Genomic DNA, 24,387 nt, shown 5'->3' with positions numbered 1-24,387 from the left:
GGTGCGCCGCATGAATCGGCTCACCCCGGCCAGGGCGCATTCAACCCGCCAGAATCATGGCGAAATAACCGAACACCGTCAGCAATACGCCCGACACCGCATATCCCACCGGAAAGCTCAGCCAGGGCACGCTGGACCCCACCTCCTTGGCCGCCTCTCGCGCCGGTCCCGAGTGGCTGCGCGCGCCAGCGGTAGCCCCCATCAGCAAGGCCGGATTGATCTTCATGATGTGGAACCCGATGGCCCACACAATAATGGGCGGAATCGTAGAAGCCAGAAAGCCCACAATAAAGATCTTCAGCGCGATCGCCCCCGTCAACTGACTCAGCAGATCAGCGCCGGCGTTAATGCCGACAATCGCCACAAAACCGATCAGGCCGAGATCCTCCAGGATGTTGCGCGCGGCATTCGGCGTATTGCCGAAAAAGCGCAGTCTCGACGAGATCGAGGACACGATAATGCCGGACAGCAGCAGCCCCCCGGCATTACCCAGGCCGACATTGGCGCCAAAAGCCGGTACCTCGATGAGGCCGATCAAGAATCCCAGAATCATGCCAAACGACAGCGTCAGCAGATCCGTCGCCGAACTGTGGCGCGCGATAGTACCGAAGATCTCTCCGGCCTTGCCTACCGCCGACTGCAGTCCCGTGACGAACAGCACATCACGCTTTTGCAGCGTCGTTTCCAAACCGATGGGCAATGGCACGCCGCTGCGTTCGATGCGCTGCAGCTGGATCTGACCTGCCAGCTCCGAGCCTCGGAACGTCTTCAACGGCCGTCCTGTGACCTCCTTGTTGGTCACCAGTATCTCTGCTTGATCCAGCGGAATGGTGAGGACCTTCGCATCAGGGACCTCGGGTCCGAGAACGCCCATATTGGCCGTCATTTCCTCCAGGCGGCCACCCAGCGCCACGATGTCACCATGCTGGAATTGCGTGTCGGTCCCGGGGCCCAGCATCTGGTCGCCGCGCTCGACATTGACGACCTGATACTGCGGAAAACGTTCGCGAAACTGCTGGACAGTCTTGCCGATGGATTCCGGATTCTCTACACGGTAGGCGCGCAGATCAAAAGGATGAAACGCCGTGAGGCCCGCATCATCCACATTCGGCACGCCGTGTTGTTTTTCAAATTCTTGTGCAGCAGCCTTGGCGTCGACCCCCCAAATCCTGGGCAAGTACTTGCACAGCAGAATGATGCCGACGGTGCCCCAAATGTACGTAATACCGTAGGACAAGGCGATCATGGCACTGACTTGCTCGGGCGTTTGGCCTGCCCCCATCGACATGACGCCGGAGCTGACCGCTTGCTCCGCCGAGCCGATCGCCGCGGACATGGTCTGCGATCCGGCCAACATACCGCCAGCCGCCCCTAACGGCAGCTCGAAAAAACGCGTGCCAAACACCACGATCCCCAACCCGAGGATGGGCGCAATCACGGCCAGAATGGCGTAATTGATGGACTCCTTGTTCAATGCATTCAGAAACGACGGCCCTACGCGCAGTCCCACCCCATACATGAACAAGTAATACAGCAGCGATTTGGCGAAGTCATCCAGATGGAATTTGACCCCATAAAGCGATCCCACCGTGGCCATCAGGCAACCGACAATAATGGCGGCCGCCACCGCGCCCAGGCCGTAGCCTTTCACCGAAAACTTGCCCACCCAAACAGACAAACCAATAGTCAGAAATAGCAAGATATAGGGATTGTCCCCGAGGAAATGCATGGAAGCTTGCATGATGTGTACCCTGGAAACGCGGATATCAAAGCGCGCCGCACGACTCCAGCACGGGAAGCCGTGCGACGCCCCCAACTCATGACCAACCTAGCGACGATTGATCCATGCCTGCATCAACATTTCGCCGGACTTGTCTTGTGCGGATCATGCAGTTCCGGTGGCGTCGCCGTGCCACCATGCTGCTCCAGATACTTGCACGCGTTGATGATGTCGGTGGCCAATGTCATGGCCACGTTGTGATTAATGTGCGGGCGCACCACAACGCGCAGACTGCGCACCGATTCCGCATCAGGCGGCATGCTATAGGCGGAAATCACCCAGCCGCGCTCGCGCACCTTGTTCGAAACGTCGAACTCGTTGAAGTTCTTGATCTTCTTGTCCAGCGTCACCGCAACCACCGGAATACGTTGCGTATCGTTCATGATTGTGAAATAGCCGCTATCGACCAGGCGCTGGCGCAAGGCTATCGCATTATCGAGCGTGCGCTGCATGATGCGGCGATACCCCTCAAAACCTAGGCGCAGGAACTGGTAGTACTGCACTGCCAGCTGGAAAGAATTCCGGCTGAAGTTCAATGTCGCGGTAGGCATTTCACCGCCCAGATAATTGACATAGAACACCAGATCCTCGTTGAAAATCTTGCGTTCCCGGAACACCACCCATCCCAGACCCGGCGGTGTCAGGCCGTACTTGTGCCCCGACGCGTTAATCGACAGCACGCGCGGCAGACGAAAATCCCATTTGTAATCCGGATACAAGAAAGGATTCACAAAGCCCCCGGACGCGCCGTCAATGTGCATAGGCACAGAGACCCCGGTTCTTTTCTCATAGTCATCCAACCAATCGTGAATGCCCTGAATGTCGTCATCCTCGCCCGTGAACGTCTGGCCGGCGATGGCTACCACTGCTATCGTATTCTCATCGACATACTTATCGAGGTCCTCGGCAGTCAGGCAATATTGGCCGGGTTTCAACGGAACGATGCGCGGTTCGACATCGAAATAGCGCAGGAATTTTTTCCAGACGATCTGTACATTCCCGCCTGTCACCATATTGGGACGCGTGGCGTCTTTGCCCTCGCGCTCTCTGCGCTGACGCCAGTTCCATTTATGCGCCAGGCCGGCCAGCATGCATGCCTCGGAGGATCCCACCGTAGCCGTCCCGTACGGCATCGCATCGGCCGGGCCATTCCACAGCCGATGCAGCCACTTCACCATGCGATTTTCCATGGCGAACAACTGCGGGTACATGTCGTGGTCGATATAGTTCTTGAACATGTTTCGCTCGGCCAGGCGCACGGCCTCCGGCTCGGCAAACGTCGTCACGAACGACGACATGTTCAACATGGGATTAGTGTCGATCCACTCGTCGCTGACCACCAGTGCATAAGCGGCGCGGGCGGACATACCGTCCTCCGGAAAATGGTCTTCCGGCACCTCGATATTGAATTGGTCGTACGGTGTCGATAGCAAATTAGATTGGGTCATTCTGGCACCTTTCTAAAGCGCGCAAAGCCGCGCAGACGAGAACACCGGGGCGGACATGCCGTCGTCAGAACGGCATGNCCNCGCACCACGGACGATAAGTAATGCGACAGTGCTACTTCGACTGCGCCTTTTGCTTGGCCTGCTCTTCGAAATGCTTGTCGATGGTCTTGTGCACCTGCTCTTCGACCTGGTCAATGCTGAAACTCGCCGGGCGTTGGCTAGGCGGATACGTCACAAAAGTCTCCAGAAATTCCGATGCCTTCATCGTAGCGATCGCGGTCAAATAGGAGTTCTTGGCCAGCCAGTCGTTGTACTGATCCGAGGTGATGTCCGCCCGCTCGTAGGGGTCCATACGCAGGTTGAAGATCTTCGGCACCCGCAGGCAGACAAAGGGATCCTGCCAGATATTGAAATTCCCCGGCGTGCGCTGTTCGCAGAACACCGCCTTCCAGTTGCCGAAACGCATACCCACCAATTTCCCATCATCATTGAAGTAAAAGAAATCGTCGCGGGCGCTCTTGTCGGTCTTGCCGGTCAGATAAGCGAGTTGGTTATAACCATCCAGATGCACCTTGTAATTGAGCTTGCCATTCGGTGGTGTCCATCCCTTGAGCAGGCGGTCCTTGATATCGGTATCGCCTGTCGCAGCCAGCAGCGTCGGGAACCAATCCAACCCCGAAACGATGCCGCTCTGGATCTTGCCGGCCGGGATCTGCCCCGGCCAGCGAACCATGGCGGGCACACGGAACGCGCCCTCCCAGTTCGAGTCCTTTTCGCTGCGGAACGGTGTCGTGGCGGCATCTGGCCAGGTAAAGGCATTGGGGCCGTTATCCGTCGTGTAAACCACGATCGTGTTGTCGGCAATGCCCATATCGTCCAGCTTCTTCAGCAGCTTGCCCACGTCCTGATCATGCTCCCACATGCCATCGGCATACTCGTTGCCGGGCATCCCGCTCTTGCCACGATACTCGGGGCGCACGTGCGTATAGATATGCATGCGCGTGGTGTTCATCCACACAAAGAACGGCTTGTCGCCCTTGCCGTGCTTGTCGATGTAATCAATCGCTGCGCCGACGGTCTCGTCGTCAATCGTCTCCATGCGCTTTTTGGTCAACGCACCCGTATCCTCGACCTTGCCGTCGGCCGACGCCTTGACTACGCCGCGTGGTGAGAAATTTTTGACATACGGGTCATTGGGATCCTGAGGCCAGTACGGACGTTCGGGTTCTTCTTCGGCATTCAAGTGATACAGGTTGCCGAAAAATTCATCGAAACCGTGATTGGTCGGCAGATACTCATCCCGATCGCCCAAATGGTTCTTGCCGAATTGAGCCGTCACATAGCCGCGTGCCTTCAAGGCCTGGGCAATGGTGATATCGCCCGCTTGCAGCCCGACTGTGGCGCCGGGCGCACCCACTTTGGACAAGCCCGTACGCAATGGCGTCTGGCCCGTGATGAACGACGACCGCCCCGCCGTGCAGCTATTTTCGGCGTAATAGTCGGTGAACATCATGCCTTCCTTGGCGATGCGGTCGATGTTGGGCGTGTGATACCCCATCACCCCATGGCTATAGGCGCTGATATTGGCCTGCCCGATATCGTCACCGAATATCACCAGGATATTGGGCTTCTTGCTGTTGGCATCGCCGGCGCTAGCCTGCTGAGCCTGTGCTTGCCAACCCGCTGCGCAGGCCAGCAAGCCCACAGCGAATATAGCGCCTAACCGTCCGGTCGTACTCATTGCTTACTCCTCTTCATCTGAAACAAAGACCCGCAACAATGCACTTTCATCACTCGGTACGCGCTATATATCCGGCACGCTCGGACTAAAGATGGCTTAACAGAGCCGATCTTAGCTAACTAAAAAATCAATGCGGCAGTTGCCATGACCGTGTCATTACTATCCAACCGGTTCTTGCTGCTGATAGTCGGCACCCAACGCAAACTCAACGACAACGATCGCTCGCCAGGGAGCTTCCTGTCATACGTGACGATGGGACCCAAGGCCCAATCACGTCCTTTGAAACCGTTCAAGCGATCCGCCGTGGGGCCGCTGTCGTTGCCCAACTGCTGTTGGGTCCCAACGATCAAACCGGCGCTCAGGCCGTTGTCGAATTTCCTGCGCGCCATCACGTCCATGCTGAACAGCGGCGCATTGCGATAGTCGGTCGCGCGATTCTTGGTATAGATCTGCAGGCCCGCCACCATGTCGAGCTGCCATTTCGATTCGGGAAAGATCTTGGTATAGGCGACCTGCGGAATGAATGTCCAGTTGTTCAGGCTGGGGTTCGCCATATCGTCTTCGTCATACTTCCCTGTCGGCGCCCAGACATTCAGGCTCAAAGCGATATGCGAAGTTTCGGAAAAGTGATAGCCGGCCACAATGGGCGTGAAGTACAAATCGAACAGGTTCGAGGCGATATCGCTCGTGCTCGCGCCTCGTTGAGAGCCGCTCAATGAGGCTTCGACCTTGGTCCATACGTAGGGGATGGTGATACCGGAGGCAAAATTCCATTTGCCTGTGTCCGTATCCCAGGTCTTAAGCAATGACAGCAGCGTAAAAGAGATCTTGCCGTCCAGGCCCAGCGAGGTCTTGCCCGCAATGGGCACGTCTCGATGGGCACCAATCGACCCGTCAAAATAGATTTGAGTGAGATTGACCGCGGTGATAGGTTCCGGCGCGACGATGCCCGCGTTAGGCAAGACATTAGTACCGGTGATCTGGCGGCCCAGGGCACCTTCGGTAGCCCAACTGGACGTTGACGACAATGCTGCGCCGAGCCCGACGCACGCGATGGTAAGTCTCTTGCACCCTGCCCCGAAATGGCGGGATGGTGCCGTCACACGAACCCACACATTCGAAATGAACTTGCCCCAACCTTTTGCTGCCATCAAGCCCTCCGCTTTAACAACACTGCAAAAAGGCAAACCGCGTCAAATCATGGGCCCGTCGTAACCAAATATAGGCTTGTCGCAAATTGTAGAGTAATTTTTAACAACAATGCCATCGTTTTACTAGTTCTTGGCATTTTGAGACATTCACTACCTCGAATGGGCTGCAGATCAGCCGCCCACAGATTACCGATTCGCAATAAACAGATATTTTCTTGCAGAACATATCGCGCAACATCTCGGCAAGCGCAGCGCTGGCACTGGCGGCTATTCCTTCTCGGACGGGGCCTTGGCGGCGCGACGGCGACGCGGGCCGGCTTGCATCACGAGCTCCAGTTGCCGATCCTTTGTCTGTATCTGTTCACTCAAGGCGTTGATCTGCGCCGACAGTTGCGCCACCGTGCTTTCCCAATGTATTTGCGCCGCCAGCGTGGCCTGCGTGCCCGCCTCCAACTGCGCGGTCAATATTTGCACGGCAGCCTCGGCCTTCATTGCCCGTTGAAGCTGAACGTCCGTATCCGCACGGGCCTGCTCCATCGCCTGCTGATGACGCAACGCCGAGACGTCGGCGGCCTTACGTGCGCGCTCCTGGTCTTCCTGCGCCTTTTTTAACGCTTGCCGCAACTCGTCGACCTCGATCAGCCAACGCCGTTCATGTGCGGCGTGCCGCATTTCGGCGGCTTCCAAGGCCTGCTGTTGCGAGACGTGCGCCTGTTGCGACAACTGCTGCAATGCTGATATCTGATCGTGAGCCGATGCCAGCTCGGCGCTGAGCGCTTTCTCGGTCTGTGCGCTTTCCCGTAATTGTGCCTCGGCAGCCTGCAGACGAGCCTCCGTCGCGGCCGCCTGTGCGTGAGCAGCCTGAGCACTGGTTTGGAGATCCGTTTCTCGAGCTCGCAGCCGGTTTCGGTCTTGCGCGAGCGCCTCGCGATCGGCAGCCAGCGCTTCTTGAGCGTTGGTGAGTTCCCGGCGCTGTGCAGCCGCCTCAGTAGCGCACCCCTCGCGGGCGGCTGCCAAGGCCGTTTCCCAAATTTGCGTCACCGCTTTTGTCACCAGATCGGGAATACCCCTGTCTGCGCTCTGCCCTGACACCAGACGTTCGCCCAGACCGCGAAACCACGCCTTCAGATGAGGCCCCACCGTATTGGGCGAGCCACGCCCGAGATGCAGACGCACCCGCTCGATGGTCGGCTGTTCGCCCGATTGCAGCAGCGCATCTGCTGCTGCCCACACGTCTGCTTCTTGAACGCCTATCGCCATGATGGATCTCTGTTCGCGGCCAGCTTGGCGCTGGCTCCTGTTTCTGGCAAATTAGGGTGGATAATTAAAAGTTATCCGCCCTAATTCAATATTTCTGTATTATTTAATACGTACTACATATTATATAGAACACATTCTATGTTTATGCGAGAAATTCAGTGAAAAATGCGCGATTTGGCCCCTCGCGAGCTGTTGTACAACGCGCCCAGGCTGCTGGAACGCTGCAAGACAGCCTTGGTGCGAGCGACGCATCGATTCAAGCGCTGCTGCGTGAAGGCAGCTCGGAAAACACCCTCGCCGCCTATCGATCAGCCATTCAATATTGGGCGGCCTGGCATCAATTGCGATTGGGTACGCCCTTTCTGCTGCCCGTGCCGGTCAATACGGTGATGCAGTTCATCGCCGATCATGTCGAGCACGTCACGAATCAGGGGCTGGCGCATGACTTGCCTGCTGACGTTGACGCGGCCCTGGTGGCCGCCAGGGTCAAACGCAAACCAGGGCCATTCAAGCTCGCGACGGTCCGCCACCGCCTAGCGGTCCTGTCCGAGGCGCATGAAACGCAAGACCTGCCCAACCCCTGCCGCAGCCGGGCCGTGCAGATGTTGTTGGAGCGCGTGCGCAGCGCCTACGCAAAACGCGGCGACCGCCCGGCGCGCAAAGACGCCTTGACCAAAGAGCCACTGGAACAGCTCCTGGCGACCTGCGACGACTCGCTCATCGGGCTGCGTGATCGCGCCCTGCTGCTGTTTGGATGGGCCAGCGGCGGCCGGCGACGCTCCGAAATCGTACGCGCCACAATAGAAAACACACGCCGCGTCCCCGAGGGATTTCTCTACACGATGGGACACTCCAAGACTAACCAGGAAGGCGTCGAACGCGCCGACAGCTACAAACCCGTGGTAGGCCGCGCGGCGATCGCCTTAGAGGCATGGTTGAGTGCCGCCGGGATCACATCAGGGCCGTTGTTTCGCCGTGTGCGGCGCGGGGGCGTGATCGGCGAGGGATTGGGAGCCGAGGCCGTGCGCAAGATCGTACAGGCGCGTGCCGCCCTGGCCGGGCTGTCCGGAGACTACGCCGCCCATAGCCTGCGGTCGGGCTTTGTCACCGAGGCCGGCCGTCAGGGGCTGCCGCTCGGCGAGACCATGGCGATGACGGGACATGCGAGTGTCGTCAGCGTCGTGGGCTATCACCGGGCCGGGGCGGCCCTATCTGCCAAGGCCGGGCGCTTGCTGGAAAATGATTCCGAGTTCAGCGAGGCCCCTGCCCCTCACCCAGCCGCCAATTCAATCAGCGGCGATTGATTTCACTGCCACCTACAACAACAACTGTATCGCCGGCAAACTCGCATCTGCGTTAAGCAAGACGACTTTCTTTCGTTGTATCCGCCATTGTCCCGCCTCACGAACCAACGTGTGATAGGCGGTGGCCGCCAGCACACGCTGCGTATCGCCTTGCGTTTCCACATACATAAACGGAGTGCGTGTGTGGAACTTGCCGGACGATTCGTCGGCATCGATGACCGCAGGCGCCTGCAACACCCGCAGCCCTCGCACCGCCGGATGCAGCGAATGAGCGCGCGGATTGGCATATCGCTGCACGCGCAGGCGCAAAAGCAATAAGTCCTCGTACAACAAAGCCGGGGACTCGTCCGGTGGCGTGGAGTCTGTCACACCGTCGTCAGGAGATAGCGGCATCCAGTACAAACCGTCTTGCGTGAACAACGACAGCCACGCCTCATACTGCCGCGTATCGAGCAGCATCGCCTCGTGATACACGAAGTTGGTCAATGAGGCATGCGCAGCTGCGGTCTCCAATGCTGTTGGCGCAATGACCTGATTCACGATCGGCTCTCCATCCGCAATAGCCTGACTCATGACGCATCCTCCATCAGCCCCAGCCACCCGCGATGTTGATTGCGAATCACCAGTTCATTATTGCCGCTGTCTAACGAAACAGCGCTCGCGTCGATCTCGCCCTCGCGGTAGCCACGATGCAGGCTCAGCCATTCGTTACCCAAGCATTGCAGCCCCTGCTGCTGGCTCTCGAACAAATGCACATCATCATGCGCCACCACTGACATGGGCGAAAACACCAGCCGCGCGTACGACGAAGCGCGTTGGCGCAATCTGGCCGACGCGTTTTTTGGCGCAAAGGCCCACACTTCGATCAAGGTCTCATTCACCGACAACGGACGGATGACGCGCAACACCATCGGCGAGGCTTTCGCAGCCAGGCTCGGGTAAAACACGGTGTTCTGCGGCGAGAAACTGAGAATGCGCTCGGCCTCGTCCTTGCCATAATGGGACTCCAGCGAGGCCTGATAATCCGGCAACGGTGCATAGCCCGTGTGAATACTGAACTTCGTGCCCAGAATGCTATGGCCGTGCGGCAGCACGCGAGCGCCCATTTCCGAATAGAAACTGTAGCCCGCGCCAAACGGCAGTAATTGTTCCATCGCCAAAACGGTATCGCTGCCCTCAGGCAAGTGTTCGCTGACATGTTTGGCCGCGCTGGCTGCGGACTCGTGGGTGGAGATCGGATGCACGGTATCGTTCACGTTCTCCAGATAGAGTTTCCAGTTGCAGCGAATGATGTTGCGCAGCGGTTTACCCAACACCTCTACCCCACCCTCCGGCGCACGGGCGATGATGTTGTCCAGTGTGGCCAGCGCCTCGCCAAAATAGGACTCGAAATCCGGCCCCTCATCACTGAGGCGCACAAACACAAAACCTTTGTAATTGATCGTCGCGCCGGGGCTGGATAAGCCTTTCCCGGAAGGGCAGCTCGACAGTTGCGTGCCCTCGTAGTCATTTTTCAGGGGAACGGACAACAACGAACCATCGAGCTTGTAGGTCCACGCGTGATAAGGGCAACGCAGGAATTTCCCACAATTCCCCTGACGCTCGTGTACCAGTTGACTGCCCTTGTGTGCGCACCGGTTCATCAACGAGACCACCTCGGCGGCGCTTTTGCGCAGCATGATCAGCGACTGCCCGACGATATCGATCGTGGTGTAGTCGCCGACGTTCGGTATCTGGCTCTCGTGTCCCAGATACACCCAGGCACGCGTCCATAGGCGCTCGACTTCGGTCCGATAGAGATCGGGATCCACGTATAGATCCCGGTGTACACGATCCGGCTCGATCAGAGATCGCAGTGGTGTCGTGGATGAGAACTCACGCATTGGTTGCTCCGGATAACCCGGTACGTTGCCGGGAACAGAAATGGATCCAGCCGCGAAACTATACGGCTGGGGGATAAACGCGAGTGACGGCTTGGCGGCACAACTCCTGAGCCGTGATCTAGGCAGCCGCACGCTGTACGGCAGGCGTTGCGTGCAACGCAGCGTCTGCATCCCGGACCGCGGGCCTCCATGCCTGGGCAGCAGAATCTGGCGGAACTGCCGCGATCAGTGCGCGGGTATAGGGATGGCTGGGTTGCTCGAACACCTCATCAGTCGGTCCCTGTTCGACGATGCGGCCTTTGTGCAGCACCAGCACACGCGTACAGAGATAGCGCACCACGGCCAGGTCGTGCGATACGAACACCAGCGCAATCCCCAGCTCTTGTTTCAGTTGCAGCAACAGATTCAGGATCAAGGCTTGCACCGAGACATCGAGGCCGGACACGATTTCATCGGCCACAATCATCCGTGGCGTCACGCACAGGGCGCGGGCGATGTTGACGCGCTGCTTCTGTCCACCCGATAGCTGCGACGGTAGCCGGTCCACCGCCTCGGGCGGCAGGCCCACCGAGGCCAGCAATTGCTGCGCAATCTGGTTGCGGTCTTGAGTGGCGGCACCCGCACGCAGGCGGGCCTGTTGACTGACCTCCAGGATCTGCGTGACGAGGGAGCCAACACGACGCCGGGGATTCAATGCCGAATCGGGGTTCTGAAACACCAATTGCACATCGCGCGGATCTGCCAGGGGAATGTTCGTCCCGAGCCGCCTGTTGCCGCTGGCGGAACCGGGGTACTCAATCTGCCCCGCTGTCGGCGCGACCATGCCGGCCATCAGGCGCGCAAGGCTTGTTTTGCCACTGCCGCTCTCGCCGACGATGCCAAGAAATTCGCCCTGCTCAACGTGGACACTCAAGGGTTCCAATATCTGGATGGACTCGCTGGACCGGAACAAACGAGCCGGACCGGGATAGCAGAGCGCGACATCGCGCAATTGCACGACGGACGACCTACTGCCGGGTGGCGGGCCGCTACGTAATGCCGCGAGCGCATCGATGCCATCGGCCTCGTTGACCGGCCAGGCAGGAATATGATCCAGGCACCGCGCGGCGCGCCCATCCTCTCGCGATGACAATGCAGGATGATGCGTGGCGCAGCCGTCCTGGCGTATCGGGCAGCGCGAGACAAAGCGGCAGCCTTGGATGCGCGCAAAATCTTTCAACCCCGGCATGAAATCCGGCAAGGCCTGCAGCAGCCGGGTCGATTTCCCCATCCCTGGAGCGGACTCTTTCAGGCTGCGCGTATAGGGATGCAAGGGCGCGTCCAGCACTTGCCGCGCCGCCCCCAGCTCGACGATCTCGCCCGCGTACAGCACTGCAATCGAATCACACACATGTGCAGCCAAGCGCAAATCGTGCGTCACCAGCACTACCGCCGTCTTGTGTCGCCTTTGCTGTTCGGCCAGCACCTGCATGATCTGCGCCTGCGTAATCACATCCAGCGCCGTGGTAGGCTCGTCGGCAAAGATCAATGCAGGGTCGCCGCAGAATGCCATCGCAATCAGGATGCGCTGACATTGACCGCCCGACATCTGATGCGGATAGCGTGCCAGCATGGCTTTCGCATCGGTCAGTCCGACCTCGGCCAGCCGCGAGCTGGCATAGCTTTCCCGCTGCGCGGCGGGAATCCCCACATGGCGCAGGTGCTCGAAAAGCTGTTGGCGGACGGTCAGCGCCGGATTCAGACCCGACAGCGGCTCCTGCGGAATAAAAGCGATCTGCCGCCCCAGCAGTTCGCGGCGTCGAGCGGGCTTGATCTGATTGAGATCCTGCCCTTTGAATGTGAGCACCCCTTGGCTGATGCGAAAACCCGCGGGGATGGTACCCGCGACCATCCGGCCGATCATGCTTTTCCCCGCGCCGGACTCCCCGACCAGGCCCAGCATCTGCCCCTCCGGGACACTGAGCGTGATATCGCGCAGCACATCGGCGGGCGCGGTGTTGCCGGCATCGTCCAGCGCAACATCCACGGTCAAGGTCAAATGGCTCAATTGCAATAAGGACATGGGTTCAGTTCCTCGCACGCTGACGCGGATCCAGCGCTCGCCGCAGTCCGTCACTGAGCAGATTGAATCCGAAGACCGTCAACACGATGCCGACGACCGGCGCAATCAATGTCCAGATGGCCTCCTGCATCGTGCTGCGGGCATCGGCGATCATGACGCCCCAGGCGACCACATCGGCAGGCACCGACAGACCAACAAAGCTCAAAATCGCTTCGACAATGATGGCAATACCGATCTGCAGACTGAACAAGGTCAGAATCAGCGGAACGAGTCCAGGCAGCATCTCGCGCAGAATCACGCGCAAATGGCCGAATCCCATCAAGCGCGCAGCGGTGACGTAGTCATTGCGCCGGATTTTCAAGGCCTCGGCGCGCACGACCCGGCAAAACCGCGTCCAGTCCACCAAGATGATCGACAGGATCACATTCCCTACCCCAGTCCCCAGGCCCACCATCAGGATCAACGACAGCACAACCGGCGGAAAGGACATCCACAGATCGACCAGATACCCAATGGCGCGATCGACACGGCCACCGAAATAGGCGGCAATCAGCGCCAGCACACAGCCGGCCAGCGTGGCGCCGGTCGCGGCGCACAGCCCCACCCATAGCGCAATGCGGGTGCCAAAAATCAATCGCGACAATACACAGCGCCCCAGGCTGTCGGTACCTAGCGGGAACTGCGCCATGCCATCGGCCGCCCAGGCTGGAGGCAGCAGTGGCGACAATAGATCCTGTTCCAGCGGGTCATTGGGCGCAATGTAGGGCGCAAATATGGCGATCAGGACCAGCACCAGCACGATTGCCCCGCCGATGGTCGCCTTGGGCGATGCGCGCATTGCCGCCTTCAGCGGAGACAAACCCGTACGCCACGGGCGCGTAGAGATAGGCAAAGTCGACATCAGCTCGTTCTCAGGCGGGGATCAATGACGGCATATAGACAATCAACACTGGCGTTGATCAGCAGAATGACTGCGCAAAACACCAGCGAAATCCCCTGGATCAAGGGCAAATCATGGTTGCGAACGGCCTGCACCATCATGTTGCCGAGTCCTGGAAATGAAAAAATCATTTCGATCAGCAAAGTGCCACCGAACAGAAAACCAAACTGCACGCCGATGAGCGTCAAGGTAGGCAGGAATGCATTACGCAACATGTGGCGCAAGATCACGCGCCATTCCGGCTGGCCACGCAAACGCGCGACCGTGACGTACTGTTCATGACTGACTTCCAGCAAGCTGGCGCGCAATACACGCACAATCAGTGGACTGAAACCCAGGGCCAATGCGGTAGCCGGCAAAATCAGATGCGACAAAGCGTCCACCCAATTCCCCAACTGACCACGCAGCAAAAAATCGACGAGCACAAATCCCGTCGGACCCGCCGCGACCACATCAGAACTGAAACGCCCTGAAAACGGCAGCACCGGCCAGTACACGCCGAACCCCAGCATCAGAAAAATGCCCCACAGAAAGCCGGGGATCGAGATCAACAGCACCAGGCCTGCGTCAGCCACCAGTTCACCACGCCGGTCGTGCAGCACATACAGCAACAATCCGCCCGGCACGCTGATCAACAGCGCCAGGAACAGCGCCACGAACGACAGCTCCAGCGTGGCGGGCAAGGTATGGGCAATGAGCTGCGTGACAGGAACCCCGGAACTGATAGACCGGCCCAGATCACCCTGCAATACGTGCCCCAGCCAGATGCCATACTGCACCAGCAACGATCGATCCAATCCCATCGCGTGGCGTAGCGCCTCGACCTCGGCATTCGTCGCATTCGGCGGTAGCATCATGCCCAGCGGATCGGCGGGCAGCAGACGCAGCACGATAAACACGACGACCGACAAGGCCAGCATGGTGGGCACCGCCACCATCAGCCGGCGTGTGAAATGGGACAGCAGCGCAGCCAGCATCACTTGCTCCAGCGGTATTCGGCGGGCAGGATGTAGGCGGTCTGGTAAACCTTGATGTCGAGGTTTTTCTTGTAGGCGATGGTCGCCACCGACTGCAGCAACGGCAGGCTCCAGGCATGTTCGGTGGACTCGCGTGCCAGGGCTTGATAGCCCTCGAAACGCTTGGCAGGATCGCCCAAGGCAGCCAGATCATCAATCGTCTTGGCCAGCGCAGGCTCTTTCCAGGTAGAGAAACGCAGGCGTGGATCGAGGATTTTGCCTGCGAAAATTTCAGGATCGCCAGTCGCATTGGCCCAGCTATACAGCATGACACCAGGCACCTTGGACGAATGGCTCAGTTCCAGATATTTCGCCAGCGTGATCTCCTGCAAATCGGCTTGCACTCCGATCTGCGACCACATCTGCACGATGGCCCGGGCCATTTCGTAGTCGCTCGGAAAGGCGTTGTTGGTCGAGAGGAACTGGATTTTCAGGGGCTTGTCGGGGCCGTAGCCTGCGCGGGCGAGTTCTTCTTGAGCAGCCTTCTTGTCGAATTTGAATTCATAACCCGGCACATCGCCAGGGGATCCGGGCGTAGCCAGCACCGAGATGGGCTTGGCCACGTTGCCGTAAAACGCCTTGGAAATGGCCTGTTTATTGATCGCCATGTGCAGAGCACGCCGGACGTGCTCATTCTGAAACGCCTCCACGTAGCTCGGCATCTGCAAAATGAAAATCTCGCTATAGGGATAAATCTTGGCCGTGAGGTTGGCATTTTTTGCCAGACGGTTCACTTCGCGCAGCGGGATCTGCACCGATACATCTGCCCTGCCCGACTCCAGCATGGCTACGCGGGCCGAGGCGTCCGGCACAAATTCGAACACCACACGCTTGATGGCAGGCTTGGGGCCCCAATACTTGTCATAGGCCTCGAGAATCACGCGCGAACCGCGCTCGTAGCGCACGATCTTGTACGGGCCGGCGCCGATCGGGTTCGCTTGAAAAGCGTCCTCGCCCACACGCTCGATGTAGGCCTTGGGCAAGATATACGAAGTCAGGAACCCCAGGTAATTCGGCGCCGTGGGCGTCGGCGTCGTAAAGACCATCGTGGCCTCGGTCGGGCTGGCGACCTCGATGTCTTTCAATGAACCAAAGAACCCATTGATCGCGAGCTTTTTGTCTTTCTTGGGCCGGTCAAAAAAACTGTACTTGAAATCCTCGGTCGTGAGCTTGCTGCCGTCATGAAAGGTCACGTCGTCGCGCAGTTCAACCGTCAGCCGCGTGTTCTTGTCATCAGCCCATTTCCAGCTTTTGATTAACGACGGCTGCAGTTTCAGATCGCCATCAATGAACAGTGGCGAATCGAACACCGCCTTGTACACCGACTGTCCCGCCGGAAAGGTGACCGCCGTCGGGTCCCAGGATGGCACGTCGACGGGATAGACGATTTTCAGTTCTTCTTCGGCCGCGGGCGTCTGGGCCTGGGCAACGCTTGCCGCCAGGCTGGCACAGGTGACGAACAAACAAGATGCCAGAGACCTGGCAGACCATCTTACCAACCTCGCGATACTCATACGGCCTCCGATGCCGGAATGATTTCGGGAGCCCCAATCTGGGCATGGAAAAGAATATATTGTTTTGAATTTAAACACGATTAGTTGAGCTTTAAACTAATTATTTACCCTAACTTCATCTACTTACCATCATCAAAAGAGTATATTTCTAGAACAAACCGAGGCCTGGCGATGGGACAATTACACGAACGATTGAATTGGGATACGGCGTCTGGGCAGATCCTGGATGCCGATCGCCGCTACGTCATGATGCGAGCGGATGTGCTGATGGGGCTGTTCACCGCCCTGCCCGCCGCCGACCGGCAACGCGCCTTCGAGAGCCTGCGTGCGTCGGTCCGGAACCGAGGCGGCGCATCGGCTCGTGCTTATCGGGCGAGCGGGACGGCAGACACCGAGGCTTTTTTGCAAGTCATGGCAGAATCCGCTGCAGATCTAGGCTGGGGCGTGTGGCGATTTGATTGGACACCTGCAGAGGCGCTGACGTTGACCGTACACAATAGCCCGTTCGCCAGTGCTGCCGGATCAAGCGACGCCCCGGTCTGCCACGCCATTGCGGGTATGCTCGAGGCCGTGACGGCGCTCGTGCTGGGCAAAGCCGCAAGCGTGCATGAAACACAGTGTGCGTGCATGGGGGCGTCACAGTGCGTCTTTCAGGCACAAACCGATTAGGAACGTCTACGGTCTGCTGCCTTTTGCGCTTTCCTGACGGGGTGTGGCCTAGTGTAAAAATGGCAGTGGACATGACGACAACAACACATAGCAAAACCCCGCGCAAACCCAATCTGCGCGAACGCGTCTACGGTATTGTGCGAGAGCGCATCCAGATGGGACAGATCCGTCTGGAAGACCGTCTCGTTGACCATGACATCGCTTGCGAGCTGCATGTCTCGCGCATGCCTGTGCGCGAGGCTCTCATGCAATTGACCAGCGAGGGCCTGCTCGAGGGCACCGCACGCGGATTTGTGTTGCGCCGTTATACGCTCGCGCAGATGAACGAAATCTTTGAAATCCGCACCTTGCTGGAGCCGCCGGCAGCGGCCTCGGCGTCGCTGCATGCGCAGCCTAAAGGCCTGGCAGAAATGGGCGCGTCGTTAGAAAAGGCGCAACATGCCCACGAGACTGGCGACATCGATGAATTCATGCGCGATAACGCGCGTTTTCGATGGGCCTGGCTGACCATGGTGCCCAATCGCCAATTGGCCGACGCCATCTCGAGGTATATCGATCATGTTCAAGTCGTGCGTTTGATGACGATGGATGATTCCGAGGTACGGGAACTCATTCTGGATGGCATGCAGGGGTTGTATCAGGCGTTTCTATCCGGCGATGCGGAATTGGTGCGTACCCGCATGCTGACGCATGCGCGGGCGGCGGCCGCATGTTATTACAACGCCTACCAGCAGCGTTTAGAACGCGGCAGTTGAGCCGGCCGTTGCTTGCGACGCCTGCAACTCTGCTGGCAGGTGCGCTTTCATGATGTCGATAAACCTGCGCAGCCTGACAGGTTGCAAACGGGACGGCGCATAAATCAGATGCACAGGCAGCGGCTCCGCCATCCATTCGGGGACGAGGTGAACGAGCTTGCCCGCGGTCAAGTCCTGTACCAACGCCCAGGACGAGGCCGCCCCTGCCCCCAAGCCTAATCGCATGGCCTTTGCTACCGCACGCAGACCGTCCGTCGACAGCCGCGGCGCGATTTCCACACGGACGCGTTCGCCCGTTTGGCGGTGGATCAACTCAATGTCTTCGCGGTAGAACGTACGCAACGCCACCCATGGCAGATCCGTCAGTTCGCTAGGGTGTTCAGGCACGGTACGCCCTTGCAATAATGCCGGTGCGCACGCGACCAGACGCGGGACTTCTCCCAGCTTGATGGCGACTAGCGACGGATCTAGCACATGCCCTACCCGAATCGCGCAATCGATATTTTCGCCAATGAAGTCAGGCAGGCGATCATGCAACAACCATTCGACCCGCATGTCGGGATAGCGGCTCAGATAATCGGCCAACGGCTCGATGAACTGGTCCTGGCCAAATGCATGGGGCGCCACGACACGCAACGTGCCGGCGGGCTGCTGGCTCGCGCCATGCACATCGCCTTCCAGCGTCTGCCAGGCTTTCAGGAGTTCCAGCGCGCGCTCGTAACAGCGCTGCCCTTCCTCTGTCAGGCCCATCGCATGGGTAGAGCGCTGAATCAACCGAACGCCGAACGCGCGTTCCAGCGCCTGCAGACGGCGGCTCACCGTGGGCTGTGTCGCGCCCATTTGCGCCGCCGCCGCAGACAGGCTGCCCGCCTCGACAATGCGGACGAAGGTTTCCAGCAATTGGAAGCGGTCTGCCCCGAAGATAGGTTCTTTCATACGTTTATCGTATAACCGTTCTGCATTTTAGGCCACTACCAATACGTATCATGCAAGTCCAGAATGCCGCCATGCCCTTCGAACCGGGTATTCACACGGGAAAATCATCATGTCGGCCACTACCAGTCATTCCATTTCTTCTCCTGCCCAACCGGGCCTGTCGAGCAGTCGCGTGCTGTTGCTCGCGACGGGTGCAGGGCTCGCAGTCGCCTCGCTGTATTACAACCAACCCATGCTGGGGATTCTGGGCAACGATTTCGGCGCAGAGGATGCCACGCTGGGCTGGATCCCGGCGCTGACGCAATTAGGCTACGCGGTAGGTATCTTGTTGTTGGCGCCGCTGGGTGATCGTTATGACCGCAAACGCATCATGCTGGGCAAGATCGCGGCGCTGGCCTTGGCGCTGTTGCTCGCGGCACTGGCCCCAGGCATGGGCACCTTGTTAGCGGCCAGTTTCGCCGTCGGCCTGGCGGCCACGCTCGCTCAGGACATCGTGCCGGCCGCGGCCACCCTGGCGCCTGCCGAACATCGAGGCCGTATCGTCGGCTCGGTCATGACAGGGCTGCTCTTGGGTATCTTGTTGTCGCGGGTGGTCAGCGGACTGGTGGCCGAGCAGTTTGGCTGGCGCGCCATGTTCATGGCGGCTGCCGTGGCCATCGTCGTATTGGGGGCCGCGCTATCACGGGGCTTGCCCAGTTTTGCACCGACGACCACCCTGCCCTATGGCGCCTTGCTGAGTTCGCTCGGCTCGTTGTGGCGGCAGTATGGCGAGTTGCGCCGCGCGGTGTTCGCACAGGGCTTGTTGTCTCTGGCCTTCAGCGCGTTCTGGTCCACCTTGGCCGTCATGTTGCACGCTGCGCCCTTTCATCTCGGTGCGGGGGCGGCAGGTGCGTTCGGCCTGGCCGGAGCCGCCGGCGCGTTGGCAGCCCCATTGGCCGGACGCGCAGCAGACCGCCACGGCCCGGCCGTGGTGAGCCGTCGTGGAGCCTTGTTGGCAGCGGTTTCGTTTGCGCTGATGGCCGTTGTCCCGATGTTGCCTGCGCAAGCAGCACTGGTGCTGATCGCGGTGAGCACGATTGGCTTTGACCTGGGCATTCAGATGTCATTGATCGCACATCAAAGCCTGGTCTATAGCCTGGACCCCGCCGCACGCAGCCGATTGAACGCCGTATTGATGGTAGGCATGTTCATCGGCATGGCGGCTGGCGGAGCATTGGGCAGCGTGGCGCTGGCTCACTATGGCTGGATCGGGGTTGTCGTATTGGCTACGGTTGCCTCGTTGGGAGCGCTGGCGTTGAGACTGATGCGGTCGGGCGCTTTGACTCCCGCACAAGCGTGATCGTCGAGCCGGCTGGATAGCAGCAGCGATACGGCGCGCCCAGCTATCTCACGGCACGCGACTTGCTGAATGTGGTGATGTGCCGCGATCTTGCGCCACATCACCACTTGGAGAAATTCATGGCTGAGAAAACCCTGCAAGACTTGTTCGTGCATGAGCTATCCGATATCTACAATGCCGAAAAGCAACTCACCAAGGCACTGCCCAAATTGGCCCGCGCGTCAGAGGATCCCGAGCTTGCCAAGGCCTTTACCAATCACCTCGAGGAAACGCAAGGCCAGGTCGAGCGTATCGACCAGATTGTCGAAGTCCTGGGCATACGCCTCAAACGCATCAAATGCGCCGCGATGGAGGGTCTGGTCGAAGAAGGCCGTGACATCATTGACGAGATAAAAAAAGGCCCAGTCCTGGATGCTGCGCTGATTGGCGCTGCACAGAAAGTGGAACACTACGAGATTGCCAGCTACGGCACGCTATGCACCTTTGCCGATCAGTTGGGCCACAAAGAAGCGGTGAAACTCCTGAAGGAGACATTAGCCGAGGAGAAAGGCGCCGATGAAAAACTCAATACCCTGGCGCTGCGCCGCGCCAACGAAAAAGCCGCACAAAAAAGTGCAGCTTGAGATTGGACTGGCCGAGTCGATACGTAATTAAAAATCATCCGATGGGACCCGGTGCATCCGGGGCCCATCGGTTTTCGGTTTTGTCGAGCCGGCGTCGGGTTCGGCTCTTGTCTATGACTGACTACTGTGGTTCTCGCGTGCTTGCTCCAGCTGAACTCGCATTCGTTTTACCGCCGCGTAGACTTCGACATCAGGCACGCCGTGATCACCGCGCCGACTACGGCTGCTACCGCTATGGATTCCCACGCATGGCGATGCGCGCAACGATCTGCTGCTCGGGAAAAATGCCTGATTCCGGCGCCTGCGGCATCCTGCCAATCTGACGCACGCGAACTGGCCGCATCCCATTCACGTTTTAAACGATCGCGTCCGGCCTCGACGTCCGCGCCACCGAATGCTGCAGTCCGGCGCAGCAGCTCTTCGGTGCTATGCACCAATTTGCTCAGTGTGCCACTGTCATGATCGCGGGTGTCGTCGCTGTGATGCTGCTTATGCATATCGCCTCCTGATCCGTCTCTGCACGCGCAGAATGCCGTGCTTGGCCTCATGCGCCGCAAGTCCCGTGCCAGGGATTGCAGCTATCGCACGGGACGAGCCGTTCAGCCCGCCCACCACTGTTTCAATGTGGCACGCAACGCAGCACCGCCTGCCGGATCCTTGCGCAATGCCTGCATATAGGCGCCAAACTGCTTGGACGTAATGTGTGGCGGCATGGGGGGCACCTCGGGATCTGTCATGACCTCCAGCACCACAGGGCGGTCCGCGGCAAATGCGCGATCAAGGGCCGAAGGGACGTCTTCGCTATCCGTTACCCGGATGCCTTCCAGGCCCAGCAGCTTGCCATATTCCGCATACGAGAACGGCGGCAATCGTTGCGAATCGCGGAATCGAGGGTCACCCCCCATGATGCGTTGTTCCCACGTGACCAGGTTCAAATCGCCGTTGTTGAGCACCAGCACTACAAAACGCGGATCGTTCCAATCACGCCAGCGATCCGCAACGGTAATGAGCGTATTGATGCCATTCATCTGCATCGCCCCATCGCCGACCAGCGCGACCACGGGACGTTCAGGCCAGGCCAGTTTGCCCGCCAGCGCATAAGGTACGGCGCACCCCATGGTCGCCAACCCGCCCGATATCGACGCCAGCATGCCAGGACGAACGTCGACGTCGCGCGCATACCAATTGGCCGCCGACCCCGAATCGCATGTCACGATACTGTCGTCAGGCAGGCGTTTCGACAGTTCCAGAAACGGCAGTTGCGGGTTGATCAATTCACCTCGGGTCTGCGCACGCGCCGCCACGACCTCGCGCCAGCGCGCGACGTCTTTTTCGATGTCATGACGCCAGTCCAGGTCGGTTTTTTGCTCCAGCAACGGCAGCAGTGCGGCCAAGGTTTGCTTCGCATCGCCCGCCAGGCCGACCTCGATCGGATAGCGCAGGCCTAGCGCACGGCCGTCGCGATCGATCTGCACGCCACCGGCCTGCCCTTCGGGCGGTAAAAATTCCGTGTACGGAAAAGTTGTACCGACCATCAGCAAGGTATCGCAATCCTGCATCAGCCTCCAGCTAGGCACGGTGCCCAGCAGCCCGATACTGCCGGTGACATATGGCAAACGGTCCGAGAGCACAGCTTTGCCCAGCAGCGCCTTGGCCACCCCTGCACCGAGGCGTTCGGCAACCTGGGCGAGCTCGTCCGATGCCCCCAAGGCGCCAGCGCCTGCCAGGATCGCCACCTTGCGTCCGCGGTTCAATACGGACGCGGCATTGTGCAAGGCATCCTCGCCCGGCACATGCGAATGTGACACTGCCCCTATACCGGTATGCATCATGCCGTGCCGCTGGGGCGGATGCGGCACAGCTGGCAAATCCTGCACATCATTCGGGATCACGATGCATGTGACCGCGCGCCGCTCCAGCGCAATCCGCATGGCGCGATCGATCAGATGACGGGCCTGCTCGGCGGTGCTCATGACTTGCACAAAATCACGGGCGACATCTTTGAACAAGGCCGCCAGATCGACTTCCTGCTGAAAGTCCCCACCCAGGCTCGATCGCGCCTGCTGGCCCACGATGGCGACTACGGGCTGGTGATCCAGTTTGGCGTCATATAAGCCATTGAGTAAATGAATGGCGCCTGGACCCGACGTTGCCAGGCACACGCCGATCTGCCCCGTGAATTTGGCATGGGCGCATGCCATGAAGGCAGCCTCTTCCTCGTGGCGCGACTGGATGAAACGCATGGCCTGTCCCTCGCGCCCAAATGCGCCGATCAGACCATTGATGCCATCGCCCGGGTAACCGAACACGCGGTCGATGCCCCATTCTGCCAGTCGCGCCAGCACAAAATCCGCTACTGTCTTTGCCATGCTTGCCCCCAATTACGCGTGAATGCGAAATAACCGGGGCGGCGCAAGTTACATGCCTGGTGTAGCGGTTACGGGCGGACTCGATGCGGGATCAGACTGAGCGTGATCGCTGCCCCTCGAGGTGCCTATCGGAAACGCGCGCTTGACGCGCTGCAATAGCTGCCGCTGCTTGGCGCATACGCTCCACCACCATAGGAAAGCGCTGTTCGGCCAGCCGCTCGGCCATCGCCGTCACGGTAACGGCCCCCAACGCCTGGCCATCTGTGCCCGTGATGGGAACGGCTACCGCGCTCGTGCCCGGCATCAACCCGGCGGGTTTGTGCGCCAGGCCGCCCAGCGCACGCGCCTGTTCGACACTGGCGAGAACGTCATGGACGTGTTCACCCTGCACCTCCAGACGCGTAGCATTCTGCTGTACCAAAGAAACGCTTTCCTCGGGAGACAGACAAGCGAGCAATGCCACCCCGGACACCCCAAGCCCCAAAGGGCGCCGCACACCGACCTCGATGGAAAGCACCTGAATCGGGTGATGTCCTGTATGGCGCCCGATACAGATCGAGTCGTGTCCATGCCGAATGCTCAGGAACACCGTATCGCCCACTTCGTCAGCGAGCTCCCGCAGATAGGGATCCGCCACCGTCAACAATGGAAAACGCCGCGTCCGCGCCAATCCCAGCAAACTGATTTCCGGCCCAATCAAATAACGCCGCGTATCCGTGTCCTGCTCAACGGCGCCTTCCTGGATCAGCGTCTTGAGCAAGCGATGCACCGTTGGCCGATTCAATCCGGACATACGCACCAGATCAATCAACCTGACGCCACGTTCCTGGCCGCAGGCCACCAGACGCAGGATGCTTAATGCGCGGCGCACCGTCTGCGCGCCGCCTGCCGAATCTTCCGTCGAGGTCGTGCTCATGTGGAATCCCCCGCCATCACCGTCTTGGCCGTCTGGCGTATTGCACGTTTGGTCACGATGGGACCCAGCGACGCATAGTTCGGGCCGCCGATACGGCAGATCGGCCGCAATTGTGTGGTGTCGATCTTGCCGTCCTGCAGCAACCCATCGCGAATATGGAACACCAGCACTTCGCCTACGTAAAACTCGGCCCCCGTGTAGCCATAGGGTGTCGCGCTATGGAACCGGCATTCCAGGCTGATAGGCGCCTCGGCAATACGCGGCGTGGCAATGGCCTCGCCCGGCAGGACCGACAGTCCCAACAGCTGCGCCTCGCTCACCTCTGGCGGATGTTCCTCGGCGCTCATATGGATTGCATCAAGCAGCGTCTCGTCGCCGATATTCACCACAAAATGGCCGTGTGTGACGATGTTGTTGGCAGTGTCCTTTCGTGTGCCGGCCTTGCGCCCGATGTTCACGCCAATCATGGGGGGCGTATTGGACACAAAGGTATAGCAACTGAAAGGCGCCAGATTGACTTGCCCATGGGCGTTCAGGCTGCTGATCCAGGCGATCGGTCGCGGCACCACGATGCCGCTCATGAGCCGGTAAATCTGTTCGGGGTTGAGGTCGGGGGCAGAAATGCGCATGAGACGTCTCTTTTTCAGTCCGTATATTGAACTACAAAGTACCGATATTCTC

The 24,387-nt window shown here is 59.4% G+C and carries 21 protein-coding genes; 5 read left to right on the top strand and 16 right to left on the bottom strand.

All coding sequences use genetic code 11. The features are described from left to right. Positions 1-40: 40 nt before the first annotated feature. The 5 genes from ACNA0J_RS04385 to ACNA0J_RS04365 form a co-directional block, all read right to left on the bottom strand. Positions 41-1,741: an aspartate:alanine exchanger family transporter gene (locus tag ACNA0J_RS04385; protein WP_415816788.1), complete on the bottom strand. Its 1,701-nt coding sequence runs from the start codon at positions 1,739-1,741 to the stop codon at positions 41-43. A gap of 113 nt (positions 1,742-1,854) precedes the next feature. Continuing rightward, positions 1,855-3,228, bottom strand: coding sequence for a glutamate decarboxylase (locus ACNA0J_RS04380; RefSeq protein ID WP_415816786.1), 1,374 nt, complete (start codon positions 3,226-3,228; stop codon positions 1,855-1,857). Positions 3,229-3,340: 112 nt separating this feature from the next. Continuing rightward, positions 3,341-4,969, bottom strand: a complete 1,629-nt coding sequence (locus ACNA0J_RS04375) for an arylsulfatase (protein WP_415816784.1) — start codon at positions 4,967-4,969, stop codon at positions 3,341-3,343. A gap of 119 nt (positions 4,970-5,088) precedes the next feature. Continuing rightward, positions 5,089-6,120, bottom strand: coding sequence for a SphA family protein (locus ACNA0J_RS04370; protein ID WP_415816782.1), 1,032 nt, complete (start codon positions 6,118-6,120; stop codon positions 5,089-5,091). Between the two features lie 267 nt (positions 6,121-6,387). Beyond that, a complete protein-coding gene (locus tag ACNA0J_RS04365; protein WP_415816780.1) occupies positions 6,388-7,380 on the bottom strand; it encodes a DNA-binding protein in 993 nt (330 codons plus the stop codon). 263 nt (positions 7,381-7,643) lie between these two features. On the opposite strand from ACNA0J_RS04365, the gene ACNA0J_RS04360 reads away from it, so the two are divergent. Beyond that, positions 7,644-8,684, top strand: coding sequence for a site-specific integrase (locus ACNA0J_RS04360; RefSeq protein ID WP_415817133.1), 1,041 nt, complete (start codon positions 7,644-7,646; stop codon positions 8,682-8,684). A gap of 12 nt (positions 8,685-8,696) precedes the next feature. Here ACNA0J_RS04360 and ACNA0J_RS04355 read toward each other — a convergent pair whose 3' ends face one another. The 6 genes from ACNA0J_RS04355 to ACNA0J_RS04330 form a co-directional block, all read right to left on the bottom strand. Beyond that, positions 8,697-9,257, bottom strand: a complete 561-nt coding sequence (locus tag ACNA0J_RS04355) for an aromatic-ring-hydroxylating dioxygenase subunit beta (RefSeq protein ID WP_415816778.1) — start codon at positions 9,255-9,257, stop codon at positions 8,697-8,699. Continuing rightward, complete coding sequence (locus tag ACNA0J_RS04350; protein ID WP_415816776.1) at positions 9,254-10,567, bottom strand: aromatic ring-hydroxylating dioxygenase subunit alpha; 1,314 nt, start codon at positions 10,565-10,567, stop codon at positions 9,254-9,256. The genes ACNA0J_RS04355 and ACNA0J_RS04350 overlap by 4 nt, the downstream gene beginning before the upstream one ends. A gap of 118 nt (positions 10,568-10,685) precedes the next feature. Beyond that, a complete protein-coding gene (locus ACNA0J_RS04345) occupies positions 10,686-12,629 on the bottom strand; it encodes a dipeptide ABC transporter ATP-binding protein (protein WP_415816774.1) in 1,944 nt (647 codons plus the stop codon). Positions 12,630-12,633: 4 nt separating this feature from the next. After that, complete coding sequence (locus tag ACNA0J_RS04340) at positions 12,634-13,530, bottom strand: ABC transporter permease (protein ID WP_415816772.1); 897 nt, start codon at positions 13,528-13,530, stop codon at positions 12,634-12,636. Then, positions 13,530-14,546 carry an ABC transporter permease gene (locus tag ACNA0J_RS04335; protein WP_415816770.1) on the bottom strand — a complete coding sequence of 339 codons (1,017 nt, stop codon included), beginning with the start codon at positions 14,544-14,546 and terminating at the stop codon, positions 13,530-13,532. Before ACNA0J_RS04335 ends, ACNA0J_RS04340 begins: the two co-directional genes overlap by 1 nt. Continuing rightward, a complete protein-coding gene (locus tag ACNA0J_RS04330; RefSeq protein ID WP_415816768.1) occupies positions 14,546-16,048 on the bottom strand; it encodes an ABC transporter substrate-binding protein in 1,503 nt (500 codons plus the stop codon). The genes ACNA0J_RS04335 and ACNA0J_RS04330 overlap by 1 nt, the downstream gene beginning before the upstream one ends. 222 nt (positions 16,049-16,270) lie before the next feature. Here ACNA0J_RS04330 and ACNA0J_RS04325 point away from each other — a divergent pair, with 222 nt between their 5' ends. Continuing rightward, a complete protein-coding gene (locus ACNA0J_RS04325; RefSeq protein ID WP_415816767.1) occupies positions 16,271-16,768 on the top strand; it encodes a V4R domain-containing protein in 498 nt (165 codons plus the stop codon). Positions 16,769-16,839: 71 nt separating this feature from the next. Continuing rightward, a complete protein-coding gene (locus tag ACNA0J_RS04320) occupies positions 16,840-17,523 on the top strand; it encodes a GntR family transcriptional regulator (protein WP_415816765.1) in 684 nt (227 codons plus the stop codon). On the opposite strand, the gene ACNA0J_RS04315 is transcribed toward ACNA0J_RS04320, so the two are convergent. After that, on the bottom strand, positions 17,506-18,459 hold the full coding sequence (locus tag ACNA0J_RS04315; RefSeq protein WP_415816763.1) for a LysR family transcriptional regulator: 954 nt from the start codon (positions 18,457-18,459) through the stop codon (positions 17,506-17,508). The two genes, ACNA0J_RS04320 and ACNA0J_RS04315, sit on opposite strands and share 18 nt — an antisense overlap. 109 nt (positions 18,460-18,568) lie before the next feature. Between ACNA0J_RS04315 and ACNA0J_RS04310 the strand changes: the two genes are divergently transcribed. Both ACNA0J_RS04310 and ACNA0J_RS04305 read left to right on the top strand, forming a co-directional pair. Continuing rightward, positions 18,569-19,798 carry an MFS transporter gene (locus ACNA0J_RS04310; protein WP_415816761.1) on the top strand — a complete coding sequence of 410 codons (1,230 nt, stop codon included), beginning with the start codon at positions 18,569-18,571 and terminating at the stop codon, positions 19,796-19,798. Between the two features lie 119 nt (positions 19,799-19,917). After that, the gene (locus ACNA0J_RS04305; protein ID WP_415816759.1) at positions 19,918-20,421 is read left to right on the top strand and encodes a YciE/YciF ferroxidase family protein; all 504 of its coding nucleotides are present in this window, start codon (positions 19,918-19,920) and stop codon (positions 20,419-20,421) included. A gap of 167 nt (positions 20,422-20,588) precedes the next feature. Here the strand turns inward: ACNA0J_RS04305 and ACNA0J_RS04300 are convergent, their stop codons facing one another. The 4 genes from ACNA0J_RS04300 to ACNA0J_RS04285 all read right to left on the bottom strand — a co-directional run bounded on the left by ACNA0J_RS04300 (position 20,589) and on the right by ACNA0J_RS04285 (position 24,335). Continuing rightward, entirely contained in the window at positions 20,589-20,918 is a 330-nt protein-coding gene (locus ACNA0J_RS04300) for a glycine zipper domain-containing protein (RefSeq protein ID WP_415816757.1), read from the bottom strand. Positions 20,919-21,020: 102 nt separating this feature from the next. Continuing rightward, on the bottom strand, positions 21,021-22,790 hold the full coding sequence (locus ACNA0J_RS04295; RefSeq protein WP_415816755.1) for a thiamine pyrophosphate-requiring protein: 1,770 nt from the start codon (positions 22,788-22,790) through the stop codon (positions 21,021-21,023). 91 nt (positions 22,791-22,881) lie between these two features. Beyond that, complete coding sequence (locus tag ACNA0J_RS04290; protein WP_415816752.1) at positions 22,882-23,706, bottom strand: IclR family transcriptional regulator; 825 nt, start codon at positions 23,704-23,706, stop codon at positions 22,882-22,884. Beyond that, the gene (locus tag ACNA0J_RS04285) at positions 23,703-24,335 is read right to left on the bottom strand and encodes a flavin reductase family protein (RefSeq protein WP_415816750.1); all 633 of its coding nucleotides are present in this window, start codon (positions 24,333-24,335) and stop codon (positions 23,703-23,705) included. Before ACNA0J_RS04285 ends, ACNA0J_RS04290 begins: the two co-directional genes overlap by 4 nt. Positions 24,336-24,387: the final 52 nt, after the last annotated feature.

It is taken from the genome of Bordetella tumbae, assembly GCF_965139195.1.
GTDB lineage: Bacteria > Pseudomonadota > Gammaproteobacteria > Burkholderiales > Burkholderiaceae_B > Bordetella_A > Bordetella_A tumbae.
The sequence above is the reverse complement of the archived record's forward strand: the minus strand, read 5'-3'. Positions and strand labels throughout refer to the sequence as shown.